Origin of the sequence: Streptomyces sp. NPDC050211 (assembly GCF_040656035.1) — a bacterium.
Classification (GTDB): Bacteria; Actinomycetota; Actinomycetes; order Streptomycetales; family Streptomycetaceae; genus Streptomyces.
Genome location: NZ_JBFALC010000077.1, coordinates 1 through 12,375 on the forward strand (window position 1 = coordinate 1; position 12,375 = coordinate 12,375).

Here is a 12,375-nt window from a genome sequence, read left to right on the forward strand (position 1 = left end):
GCCGGCCCGGCACCGCTGAGCGGCGAACAGTACGAGATCTGGCGGTCCCTCAAGGACGGGGCCCCGCAGGCCGCGTTCGCCGTGGTGGAGGCGCTGCGCACCGGGCCCGTCGACGCGCACGCGCTGCGCGAGGCGGTCGAGGACACCGCCGCCCGCCACGACGCCCTCTCCAGCCGCCTGGTGGACGACGGCGCGGAACCCCGCTGGCACCGGCTGCCCGTGCCGCGCATCTCCTGGCACGAGGAGGACCTGAGCGCCCTGGCGCAGGACGACCGGGCCGCGGCACTGCGCGAGATCGCCCAGCGGCACGTCGGCGAACCCTTCGACCTGGCCGCCGGCCTCCTCGTCCGCGCCCGCCTGGTGCGGCTCGCCGCCGACGCGCACGTCCTGCTGCTGGCCGTCCATCACATCGCCGTGGACGGCCGCTCCATGGAGCTGATCGTCGCGCAACTGGAGGACGCCTACGCCGCGTTCGCGTCCGGGCGGCGCCCTGACCCCGAACCACCGGGCCGGCTGCGGCTGGCGGACGTCGCCCGCTGGCAGCGCACCCGCACCGGCAGCCAGGACGGCGTCCTGGACGAGTGGCGCCACGCCCTGGCCTGCCCGCCGCCCGAGCTGCGGCTGCCCTATGACCGGCCCCGGCTGGTGCGCGCGGCGCTGATCCCCACCGAGCTGCCGTTCCTGCTGCCCGCGCCCGGCGCCGGGCGGTTCGCACGGACCGCGGGACTCACCCCGTTCACCGCCGCGCTCACCGCCCTGACCGCGGCGCTCGGACAGTACGGTCAGCACGAGGGCCGGGGCGAGGTGTGGCTCGCGACCGTGCTCAGCACCCGGGACCGGCCCGGCCTCGCCGCCGTCGTCGGCCCGCTCACCAGCACCGCCGTGCTGCGCGTCGACACCGCCGGTGCCTCAACCCACCGCGAACTCGCCCGGCGGGTCGCCGACGCGCTGCTGAACGCACACACCCACCCCGACACGGACCTCACCGCCGTCGGCGAGCTCGCCGAGCGGGAATACGGCATCGACCGCGCCCGGCTCAGCCAGGTCCTCGTGGTCGCCCAGGAGGAGGCCGCCGCCCGGCCCGGCGGCCTGTTCACCCCCGACGGCGACACCGCCGCGGTGCGCCCGACGGCCACCGCGTTCGATCTGGTGTGGTCCCTGCGCGCCGGACCCGACGACGTCGAGGGCGTCCTCACCTACAAGGGGGAACTCTTCGACGCCGCGACCGCCGACGGCCTCGTCCAGCGCTACGGCCGCGCCCTTGACGCCCTGCTGCGCACCCCGGACGCCCCCTGGCGGGACACTCCCGGCGGCGAGCGGACCGGCGCCGCCGGGGAGCGGGCATGAGCGGCGACTGGGCCTCGGTGCTCGCGCGGCTCAACGACACCGCGGCGCCCGTCCCCGACGGCACCGTCGCCGACCTGCTGCGTGCCCGGTCGGCCGGCTGGGCCGGCCGCCCGGCCGTGATCACCGGCGACCGCACCCTCACCCACGCCGCCCTGCACGCCCTGGCCGACGTCCTCGCCGGACGCCTGGCCGACCACGGGGCCGGCCCCGGCAGCGTGGTCCGCGTCTGCCTGCCGCGCTCGGCCGAGCTGGTCGTCGCCCTGCTCGCCGTCCTGCGCTGCGGCGCGGCCTATCTCCCGCTCGACCCCGGCTACCCGCGCGCCCGGCTCGCCCACATCGCCGAGGACGTCAGCGGCGAGATCACCGTGACCACACCCGGCCTCACCGGCCTGGTCCCCGACGGCCGCACCGTGCTGCTCGACCTCGACGACCTGCACGACCACCTCCCCGCCACACCGGGCGCGGTGCGCTGCCCCGCCACCGGCGGCGACCTGGCCTACGTCATTCACACCTCCGGCTCCACCGGCCGTCCCAAGGGCGTCGGCATCGAACACCGCAGCCTGGTCAATCTGCTGGCCGCCACCGCCGAACCCTTCGGGCTGCGGCCCGGGCGCCGCGTGCTGCAGTTCGCCGGCCCGGGCTTCGACGTCTCGGTGTGGGAGATCTTCGCCGCGCTGTGGGCGGGCGCCGCCGTCGTCCCCTTCGACGCCCCGGCCGCCTCCGCCGATGCGCTGGCCGCCCTGGTCCGCGACCGCGAGGTGGACACCGTCTTCCTGCTCGCCGCGCTCCTGGCCCAGCTGGACCCCGCCGGCTTCCCCGGCGTGCGCACCGTGGTGACCGGCGGCGAGGCGTTCTGTCAGGCGCTGGTGGACCGCTGGGCCGCGGCGCCGGGCCGTGACCTGTTCTATGTGTACGGGCCGACCGAGGCCACCGTCTTCCAGTCCTGGCACCGCTGCCCGCCCGGCGCCCCGGGCGAACCGCCCACCGTGGGGCGGCCGATGGCGAACCTGCGCTACCACGTGTACGACGCGCAGGGCCGGCCGGCGGGCCCGGGCACGGTGGGCGAGCTGTACATCGGCGGCACGGGCGTGGGCCGCGGCTACCTGGGCCGCCCCGGACTCGACACGGAGCGCTTCGTCGCCGACCCGTGCGATCCGCGGCCCGGCGCCCGCCTCTACCGCACGGGCGACCTCGCAAGCCACCGCCCCGACGGCACCCTCGACTTCCGCGGCCGGGCCGACCGGCAGGTCAAGATCCGCGGGTTCAGGATCGAACCGGGAGAGGTGGAGGCCGCCCTGACGGCCCTGCCGGGGATCGCCGCCGCGGCCGTCGTGGTACCCGCCGGCACCCCCGAACCCCTCCTCGTCGCCCATGTGGTGACACGCGGTCAGGGCCTGCCCGGCGACTGGCGTGACCGGCTCGCCCAGCGTCTGCCGTACTACATGGTCCCGGCGGCCGTGGCCGTCTGCGACCGGCTGCCCCAGACACCCAACGGCAAGATCGACCGCCGCGAACTGGTATCCCGCGGGCTCCCGGCAGCACCCCAGGCCGCGGGCGAGGCCGGGCCGGCGGCGGGCGCGGCGCTGCGGCCGCAGGTGCGGGCGCTGTTCGTCGAAGTGCTCGGCCGCCCGGTCACCGACACCGACGACTTCTTCCACTGCGGCGGCACCAGCCTCAAGGCGGCCGCACTGGCCCAGAGGGCGGCCGGCCGGCTCGGCACCACGGTCACCGTACGCGACGTGTTCGAGTCGTCCACCCCGGCCACCCTCGCGGCCCGCCTGGCCGCCCGCCCCACCACCGAACCCCCCGACGAGCCCGCCGCCGGGTCCCCCGCGGCTCCCCTCCAGCGCCGCCTCTGGCTGGAACAGCAGCTGCGCGGCCCCCACGACACCGCCTACCACGTGCCGTTGCTCCTGCGCTGCACCGGCACCCTCGACCCGCAGGCCCTCGCCCGCGCCGTGACCCTCCTGCAGACCCGGCATCCGGCGCTGCGCACCGCGTTTCGCGAGCAGCGCGGTGAACCGGTGCCGTACCTGCGCGCCGACGCTGCGCTGCTCGCGGTGGAGCGGGCCGCCGGCCCGGCGCAGCGCGAGGCCCTCGTCGAGCGCCTGGTGCACGAGCCGTTCGACCTCGCACGCGGCCCGCTGCTGCGCGCCACCCTGATCCGCACCCCGGACGAGAGCCACCTCCTGCTGGTGCTCCACCACACCGTCGCCGACCAGCTCTCCCTGCAGATCGCCGCCGATGACCTGGTCTCCTGCCACGACGCCCTGGCCGAGGGCCGCCCGCTGCCCCCGCCGCCCGCCGGCGACACCCCCGACCCGCAGCCGACCGGCCGTGAACTCGCCTACTGGAAAGGCGAGTTGACCCCCTTGCCCGAGCCGGTCCCGCTCCCCGTCGACCACCCGCGCACCCCCGCGCCCGGCCGCCGCACCGCCGTCCACGGTGAACGCCTGGACGCGGCGGCGACCCGCGCCCTTCAGGACCTGGCCCGTGCCCGGCGCACCTCGCTGTTCACCCCGCTCGCCGCGGCCGTCGCCCTGGCGCTGCACACCGCCACCGGCGCCGAGGACATCTGCCTGGGCACCGCGGTCAGCCACCGCACGGGCGGCACCATCGGCTGCCGGATCAACACCGTGGCCCTGCGCACCCCCGTCCGCCCGGCCCTCACCTGCGCAACTCTCCTCGACCACCTGGCCGGGAAGGTGGTCGGCGCGCTCGAGCATGCCGCGCTGCCCTTCGACGAGGTGGTCCGCGCCCTTAACCCGCCCCGCCCGACCGGACGCGGCCCCCTCTTCGACGTCTGGGTCACCCTCTGGGAGGAGATCGACGCCGCCGGGCTGCTGCGGCTGACCGGCTCACCCGTGCCGCTGCGTGACGGACTGTTCGACCTGTCCTTCCAGTTCGCCAGGGACCCGCACGGAACACGCCTGACCCTCCAGTACGACCGGGACCTGTACGAGCCCGGCACCGCCGCCGCCCTCGCCCGCCGGGTGCTGCGGCACGCCGAAGCGCTCACCCGCGCCCGGCCCGGGGACCCCGTCCCCGTGTGCCCGGCCGGATCCGTCCCGCCCGCCCGCGCGGGCTTCGCCGGGTTCGACTGGACCGCGGCCCCCGACGACGAAAGCGTGTGAGATGCCCACCAACAACGAACTGGCCATGCTGTTCTTCGTGCAGCTGGCCGCCGTCCTGGCCGTGTGCCGGCTGCTGGGACTGCTGCTGCGCCGGCTGGGCCAGCCGCAGGTCGTCGCCGACATGGCGGCGGGCTTCCTGCTCGGCCCCACCCTGCTCGGCCATGTCTTCCCCGCCCTGTTCGACGACCTCTTCCCGCGGCTGCTCACCGTGCCGGGGACGGCCACCGACATCCAGCACCCGGCCCTGACGACGCTGTTCGTCGCGGGCCAGCTCGGCCTGGTCCTCTACATGTTCGTGGTCGGCCTGAAGTTCGACCACTCCATCCTCGCCGGGCACCTCCGGCAGTCCGCCGTCGCCTCGGCGGCCGGCGTCCTCGCGCCGATCGTCGTCGGCGGGCTGCTCGGCTGGTATCTGGCCGACGGCGACCTGTGGTTCGCCGACGACGTCGCCGCCTGGCAGGCCGCCGTGTTCGTCGGCGCGGCCTGCGCCATCACCGCGTTCCCGATGCTCGCCCGCATCATCCACGACCGCGGGCTCACCCGCACCAAGATCGGCACCGTCGCGCTGGCCTGCGCCGCGGTGGACGACGCCGCCGCCTGGATCCTGCTCGCCATCGTGGTCGCCGCCGCCCAGGGCGATCCCATGGTCGCGCTGCTCGCCCTCGGCGGCAGCGCCCTGTACGTGGCCGTGCTGCTCGGCGTCAAGCGGGTCGCCGGCGCGCGCTTCGCCCGCTGGAGCACAGGCGAGGGCGGGGCGCGGCCCGAGGCGCTCGGCGCGGTCGTCGTGGTCCTGCTGGTGTGCGCGACCTTCACCGAATGGGTCGGCGTGTACTCGGTGTTCGGCGCGTTCGTGCTCGGCACGTGCATGCCGCGCGGCGCGTTCGCCGACGAGATCGGACGCCGCCTGGAACCGGTCACCTCCTACGTCCTGCTGCCTTTGTTCTTCGTCTACGCGGGCCTGGGCACCCGCCTGGACGTGGTGTTCGACCCGACGGTCCTCGCCACGCTGCTGCTGGTGCTCGTGGTGGCGTTCGCGGTGAAGGGCGGCGCCTGCACCCTCGCCTGGCGCGCCACCGGCAGCAGCTGGCGCGACGCCGCCTCGCTGGGCTCACTGATGAACGCCCGCGGCCTGATGGAGCTGATCCTGCTGAGCATCGGGCGCGACGCGGGCCTGATCACCGTGGAGCTGTACACCGTCCTCGCGCTGATGACGGTCCTGACCACCTTCGCCGCGACCCCGCTGTACGAGTGGATCGAGCGCCGGGGCGCCGCCAAGGCCGGGCCCGGGACAGGGACGGCGACGGCGCCCCTGCCCCCGCCCGCGGCCGAGCCGGTGGGCGCAGGTCAGTCCGCGCGCCGGTAGCTTGTCAGCAGCATGTCCCGGTGGCCCTCGGGCGCACCCGCCGCCGGATCCAGCCGCACCGGCTCGGTGCCGTGCAGGATCCGGCGGTCGTCGGCGTACAGCGAGTCCATCGGCTCGGCCAGCAGCGGGGTCTCGATCGGCGTGCCGTCGGCGGAGCAGATGATGCTGCGGCCGCCCAGCACCCGGCGGCGGTCCATCAGATGCAGGGAGATGAAGTCGAAGCCGTCGCGGTGCACCCCCTCCGGGGAGGGCAGCCCCATCTCGTCGGCCAGCGCCCGGATGCGCACCAGATGGACGTCCACCTCCCAGTCGCAGGGCGCCGCAGTGTCCGCGAACACCCGCACACTGCGCAGCAGCAGCGCGTGCAGGAACGGATTGTCGCGGACCTGGGGCGGGAGCGGGGCGAAGTGGCGCGGCGTGCCGCCCGCGAACGGGTTCACCTCGGCGCTCTGCAGATACGGGCCCGGCCGCTCGGGCAGCAGCGCCTGACGCGCCGCCCGGTAGCGGTAGCGGGCGTGGCGGCGCAGCCGGTAGGCGCCGCCGTCGGCGAGATAGGCGTCCGGCTCCAACTGCCCGTACGCGGCCCGCAGTCCGGCCAGCGCCGGGGCCCAGGCGGCGGTGCGGAACGCGCTGCCGGGCACGGTCGCATACCCCTTGCGGCGCACCCGGCCGGCGATGTCGGCGTCGACGGCCAGGGCCGCGGCCCGGCCGCGGTCGATCACAGGCTGCACGGTGTTCTCCCAGTTCCCCTCGTACCGGTCATGCCGGCGTGCCGGTTGTCCCTATGGGCCGGCCCGTCAGCACAGGCGCTCCAGCATCCGGCCGACCGCCTCGCGGGCGGGCTTGAGGTAGGTCTCCTTGTCCCACTCGTTCTCCAGGTCCTCCGGGATGTGGTGGGTGTCGAGCAGGGCGCCGCCGCGGTACAGCCGCAGCACCGGGTGGATGAACTGGCTGGTCGAGCCGTCCGCCGGGTCGCGTTCCACGTGGAAGGGGTCGGCGCCGGGCGGCAGCTTGCCGTACTCCAGCGTCACCAGCAGCAGCGGACGCTCGGCCAGGCCGGGGCTGTCCAGGGCGTATTCGACGGGCACGTCGACCCGCGTCGACGCCGTGCCGTCGGGGCCGTCCAGCGCGTACACATCGCCGAGGAAGCCCGGCAGCTGGAACAGCGAGGAGGCGTGCACGGCGCGGTGGGCGATGCGTTCGACGAGGGCCTCGGGGCTGCGCCGCAGCGTGTGCCAGGGTGCGGGGGCGCCGTGGTGGCGCTCGGCGAAGTGCCCGGCAAGGAAGCGGATGTTGTAGCGGAAGCCGTGGATGAAGCCCGAGAAGGACCGCTTGTAGTCGCGGGCCTGCATCAGCGTCCCGGCGAAATACAGATCGGGTACGTTGACGGATTCCCAGGCGCTGGTGAGTGCGGGGAAGCGGCCCTCGCGCACGGTGTCCGGCACGGCCCCTTCCCCGAATATGGAGAAGTCCGGCCTGAATCCGGTGCACAGGACCACACGGTCGACGTCGAGGGTCCACTGCTGTCCGTGGGCGTGGCTGTAGCGGAAATCGACCCGGAGTTTCCCGGAGGACAGTTTCTCGATCGATTCGAGTTTCCCGTCCAAAATGGTGTTCTGCATCTTCAGCTGATAGGAGTCCAGCGTGTTGTTGTAAACTGCCCGCAGGTCGCTCACATGGTGTGTCGTCCAGGCCAGGCGTACCGGATTCGGGCTGAGCATGTGCGTGGATGCGGTGTGCTGGAAAATGTTCTCCGCGGTTTCGAATCCAGAGTTTCCCTTGCCGACGACCAGCACGCGCTGGCCGGCGAAGTCCGCGGGGTTGGTGGAGATGTCGGCGTAGTTCTCGGCGTACTCGATGCCGGGCACGCCGGGCGGGGTGAACGGCACGTGGAAGCCGGTCGCGATCACCGCACGGCGGGCGCGCCAGCTGCGTCCGGCCCGGTCCGTCACGGTGAACAGGCTCTGCCCCGGGGCGGGTTCGGTGCGTGTGATGCGCTCGACGCGGGCCCCGGTGGTGACGGTGAGGCCGTGGCGCAGGCGGAAGTCGCGCAGATAGCGCACGAGGTCGTCGGCCTTGGGGAAGTAGTCCGAGGAATAGCGCGGGAACACCAGCTCCGGGTCGTCGCTCAGCAGCGAGTTCCAGTCCCAGCGCAGTTTCTTGTCGGCATCGTCGAATCCGGTGTGCACCTTGTTGTTGGAGATCAGCCGGCGGTGCCGCGGATACCGCGTGAAGAACGTGGCGACGTCGTCGCCCGCCTCCAGCACCCGGTAGGTGCGCTGCTGCCGGTGCAGGAAGTAGCCGAGCTGCAGACCGGCAGGACCGCCGCCCACAACGATGTAGTCGAGAATTTCTGAGTCACCCACGGATGGTCCTCCGGATTCGGGAGGAGAACCGCGGAAAATGGCATGAGATTCCCTCGGAGCGGCGTACGGAAACCCTGCTCCGCTCCTTCTCGGAAATATTCCGCTGGGGCTCTTCCCGGGCTCGATCCTCGTTCCACATAATGGCGTGGTGACTTTATACAGCGGGGCACTAGAAGCGGAGTCGAGTCCGGCGGACCGCTGCGCGGTGCCCTCGGTGGGGCTTCCGGTGTGGGGGCGTGAGCGGCCCGGGGTGTGCGCGGTGCGCGGCAATGCGAGCGGGACCGCGCAGTTCTATCTGTGGGACCTCACCACGGGCGCGTTCAGGCAGCTCACCGACGCGGCCCACGGAGTGGAGCTCGGCCTGGTCGACCCGCGCGGCCGGCGGCTGTGGTGGTACCGCGACGACGACGGCAGCGAGCAGGGCCACTGGGTGCGCTCCCCGCTGCGCGGCGGGCCCGCCGTCCCCGCGCTGCCCGGCATGCCCGGCGGCTCCCCGGAGGGTCTCGCGCTCGGCCGGTCCTCTCTCGCCGTGTCCGCCGTCGGCGAGCCGGACGGCGGATACGGCCTGTATGTGATGCGGCCGGGCGCCGCCGCCGTGACACCGCTGCGTCTCAGCCGGAGTCCGCTGTACGTCGGCGGGATCAGCGACGACGAGTCGCTGGTGCTGTACGTCCACGCCGAGCGCGGCGACCCCCAGCGGACCGCCCTGCGCGTGGTCGGCCTCGACGGCGCAAGCGTCGGCGAGCTGTGCGACTGGCCTGCGAGCGGCATCGAGGTCCTGCCCTTCGGCCACCCCTTCGAGCCCGGCGGCCACCGGGTCCTGGCCACCCACGAACGCCGGGGCGTGCGCGCCCCGTTGCTGTGGGACCCGCGCACCGGCGAGGTGCGGGAGATCGCCACGTCGCTGCCCGGCGAGGTACGGGCCCAGTTCTACCCGGACGGCCGGGCGCTGCTGCTGCACCACCGTCACCACGGCCGCAGCGAACTGCTGCGCCACAGCCTCGCCGACGGCCGCACCACCGCGCTGCCCACCCCGCCCGGCACCGTCCACGAGGTGGCGGCCCGTCCCGACGGCGGCCACTGGTACACGTTCTCCTCCGCGGCCACCGCCCCCGTGCTGTACGACGGCACCGGCAGCGAACTGCTCAGCGTGCCGCGGGCGTTCCGCCCCGCCTCACCCGTCCGGGAGATCCTCACCGACGGCGCCGGCGGCCCGGTGCCCGCCTATGTCAGCACCCCCACCGGGCAGGGTGAGCGACAGCGCGACGGGGCCCCGCACCCGGCCGTGTTCCTGCTGCACGGCGGCCCGCACGCCGCCGACGGCGACGCCTATCTGCCCGCGGCCGCCGCCTGGAACGACGCCGGATACACCGTCGTACGCGTCAACTACCGCGGCTCCGGCGACAACGGCCGCAGCTGGCGGCTGGCCCAGCGCGCCGCCGTGGGCCACACCGAACTCGCCGATGTCGCCGCCGTCCGCGCCCGCCTGGTCGCCGACCGGCTCGTCGACCCCGGCCGCTGCGTCCTGGCCGGCGGCTCCTGGGGCGGCTACCTGGTGCTGCTGGGCCTGGGCACCCAGCCCGGCCTGTGGGCCTGCGGTGTCGCGGAGAACCCGGTCGGCGACTACATCGCCGCCTACGAGGAGGAACTCGAGGGGCTGCGCTGGGTCGACCGCGCCATGTTCGGCGGCAGCCCCGCCGAGGTCCCCGCCACGTACGCCGCCTCCTCTCCCCTCACCCATGCCGGAGCCGTCCGCGCACCGCTGCTCGTCCTCGCCGGCGAGCACGACCCGCGCTGCCCGCCGCGGCAGGTCGAGAACTACGTCGCCGCGCTGCGCGGCCGGGGCGCCGACGTCGAGGTCCGCTACCGCGCCATGGGGCACCGCACGGCCCACACCGGCCTCGGCGCCGAGTCGATCACCACGCAGATCACCTTCGTCCACAGCCGGGTCGGCACCCGGCCCCACACGGAAGCGGGAACATGAGCGAGAACAGCGACAACAGCGGCACCAGCACGCAGCAGCCGGCCACCCCCGCACCGCGCCGCCGTTTCACGGTCCAGCGCGGCGGCTGCGGCTGCGAGGGCAAACCCGCCCCGGCCGCGGCCGCCCGGGCCGCCGGCACCGAAGAGACCGCTGCCCAGCCCGCCGGCGCCGAGCAGGGAGAGGGCCGTTGAGCACCAGCGACTTCACCGGACTCGATGTCCTCGGCTGGCGGCCCGAGCTGGCCGTGGCCTGGGCCGACGGCGGCTTCGCGGACGCCTTCCCGGGCTCCTCGCCCGGCCGCGTCGGGCAGGTCGACCGCGGCGCCTGCACCGTGCTCCTCGCCGGCCGGACGGTGCGGGCCACCCCCGCACCCCGGGTGTTCAGGCCCGAACAGCCCCGCCTCGGCGGCCCCGGACTCGCCACCGGCGACTGGGCCGTCGTGGCGGACGACCGGGTCGAGGACGTCCTGCCGCGCCACTCCGCGTTCGTGCGGGGCAGCGCCGGCGCCCGGACCGAGGCCCAGATCGTCGCCGCCAACGTCGACACCGTCTTCGTGGTCGCCGCCCTCACCGGGGAGCAGCGGCTGCGCCGGGTCGAGCGGTATCTGGCGGTGGCCTGGCAGAGCGGCGCCCAGCCCGTCGTCGTCCTGAGCAAGGCCGACCTGCACCCCGACCCCGAAGCCGCCGCCGACGAGGTCCGCCGCATCGCCCCCGGCACGCCGGTGCACACCCTGTCCTCCCACACCGGCGAGGGCCTCGAGGCGCTGCGCCGGTACGCGGGCCCCGGCCGCACCGTCGCCCTGGTCGGGCTGTCCGGCGTCGGCAAGTCCACCCTGGTCAACGCCCTCAGCGGCAGCGAGAGGCTGAGCACGCAGGAGGTGCGCGGCGACTTCAAGGGCCGCCACACCACCACCCACCGCGAACTCGTCCCGCTGCCCGACGGCGGCCTGCTCGTCGACACCCCCGGCATGCGCGGCCTGGCCGTGTGGGACGCCGACGAGGGCATCGACCGCGCCTTCAGCGACATCGAGCAGCTGACCGGCCGGTGCCAGTTCCGCGACTGCACCCACGGCGCGGAACCCGGCTGCGCCGTGCGCGGCGCCGTCGCCGAGGGCGCACTGGACGCCGGCCGCCTCGGCAACTGGCACAAGCTGCGCCGCGAACAGCGCATGCTCGAACTGCGTCAGGACGCCCGCGCCCGCGCCGAGGACAAACAGCGCATCCGCTCCCGCGCCCGCGCCCTGAAGAAACGCCCGCACCGCTGAACCCCGGACCCCCGGGCCGCCCCCGGGGGTCCGGCATAGCGTTCACCCTCAATTCATTGCAATGAACCAGCAGGCACTGTTGCATTAGATTCAGACCCGTTGCAACGATTTCTCGGCTCCTACCTGCATTGATAATGATTATGCGCAACGATTCTGTTGCCAGATCCTTGAATGCAACGTAGCGTTTCTTTCATCAGAAACGACGAGCCGAAGGATCACACCATGAAGCAGTACGCCACCTCCGCCCCCATCTCCGTCGTCCTCGACATCCCCGCCGGGCACATCCGCCTCGTCGCGGCCGACCGCACCGACACCACCGTCGAGGTCCTGCCCGCCAACGCCGCCAAGAGCCGCGACATCAAGGCGGCGGAGCAGACCGAGGTCAGCTACGGCGACGGCGTCCTGCGGATCGAGACCGCGGCGGCGAAGAACCGGGTCCTGGGGCCGTCCGGCTCCCTCGAGGTGACCATCCAGCTGCCCGCCGGCTCCCGCATCGAGGCGAAGGCGGCCGACGCCGAGTTCCGCAGCGCCGGACGCCTCGGCGACGTCACCTTCGAGGGCGCGCACGGCACCGTCAAGCTCGACGAGGCCGCCAGCGCCCGCCTCACCCTCCAAGCCGGCGACATCTTCCTCGGCCGCCTGGGCGGCCCCGGCGAGATCAGCACCCACAAGGGCGACCTGCATATCGCCGAGGCCGTCCACGGCACGGTCACGCTCACCACCCAGTCCGGCGACATCACCGTCGGCGCCGCCCGCACCACCTCCGCCACCCTCAACGCCCACAGCGCCCACGGCCGCATCGACAACGCGCTGCGCAACACCGACGGCGCCGCCGGCCTCACCCTCCACGCCACCACCCAGCACGGCGACATCACCGCCCGCAGCCTGTAAGGCCCCCAACGCCCCTGACGCCCCGC

General features: G+C 74.2%; 9 protein-coding genes. 7 read left to right on the top strand and 2 right to left on the bottom strand.

Features of this window, described 5'->3' with window-relative positions; translation table 11 throughout:
- The 3 genes from AB0I98_RS42780 to AB0I98_RS42790 form a co-directional block, all read left to right on the top strand.
- The coding region (locus AB0I98_RS42780; protein WP_362951438.1) for a condensation domain-containing protein at window positions 1-1,347 on the top strand (1,347 nt) is incomplete at its 5' end.
- A complete protein-coding gene (locus AB0I98_RS42785) occupies window positions 1,344-4,481 on the top strand; it encodes an amino acid adenylation domain-containing protein (RefSeq protein WP_362951440.1) in 3,138 nt (1,045 codons plus the stop codon). The genes AB0I98_RS42780 and AB0I98_RS42785, both read left to right, overlap by 4 nt.
- 1 nt (window position 4,482) lies before the next feature.
- Window positions 4,483-5,844, top strand: a complete 1,362-nt coding sequence (locus AB0I98_RS42790; protein ID WP_362951441.1) for a cation:proton antiporter — start codon at window positions 4,483-4,485, stop codon at window positions 5,842-5,844.
- Here AB0I98_RS42790 and AB0I98_RS42795 read toward each other — a convergent pair.
- Both AB0I98_RS42795 and AB0I98_RS42800 read right to left on the bottom strand, forming a co-directional pair.
- A complete protein-coding gene (locus tag AB0I98_RS42795) occupies window positions 5,826-6,575 on the bottom strand; it encodes a 2OG-Fe dioxygenase family protein (protein WP_362951442.1) in 750 nt (249 codons plus the stop codon). The two genes, AB0I98_RS42790 and AB0I98_RS42795, sit on opposite strands and share 19 nt — an antisense overlap.
- A 66-nt stretch (window positions 6,576-6,641) precedes the next feature.
- Window positions 6,642-8,210: an NAD(P)-binding domain-containing protein gene (locus AB0I98_RS42800; RefSeq protein WP_362951443.1), complete on the bottom strand. Its 1,569-nt coding sequence runs from the start codon at window positions 8,208-8,210 to the stop codon at window positions 6,642-6,644.
- A 148-nt stretch (window positions 8,211-8,358) separates the two neighbouring features.
- Between AB0I98_RS42800 and AB0I98_RS42805 the strand changes: the two genes are divergently transcribed.
- The 4 genes from AB0I98_RS42805 (at window position 8,359) to AB0I98_RS42820 (ending at window position 12,349) form a co-directional block, all read left to right on the top strand.
- On the top strand, window positions 8,359-10,194 hold the full coding sequence (locus tag AB0I98_RS42805; RefSeq protein ID WP_362951444.1) for an alpha/beta fold hydrolase: 1,836 nt from the start codon (window positions 8,359-8,361) through the stop codon (window positions 10,192-10,194).
- Window positions 10,191-10,385 carry a hypothetical protein gene (locus AB0I98_RS42810; RefSeq protein ID WP_362951445.1) on the top strand — a complete coding sequence of 65 codons (195 nt, stop codon included), beginning with the start codon at window positions 10,191-10,193 and terminating at the stop codon, window positions 10,383-10,385. Before AB0I98_RS42805 ends, AB0I98_RS42810 begins: the two co-directional genes overlap by 4 nt.
- Window positions 10,382-11,458 (top strand): ribosome small subunit-dependent GTPase A, encoded by a 1,077-nt coding sequence (gene rsgA / locus AB0I98_RS42815; protein ID WP_362951446.1) that lies wholly within the window; start codon window positions 10,382-10,384, stop codon window positions 11,456-11,458. Before AB0I98_RS42810 ends, rsgA begins: the two co-directional genes overlap by 4 nt.
- Before the next feature lie 222 nt (window positions 11,459-11,680).
- A complete protein-coding gene (locus AB0I98_RS42820; RefSeq protein ID WP_362951447.1) occupies window positions 11,681-12,349 on the top strand; it encodes a DUF4097 family beta strand repeat-containing protein in 669 nt (222 codons plus the stop codon).
- The last annotated feature ends 26 nt before the right edge of the window (window positions 12,350-12,375 follow it).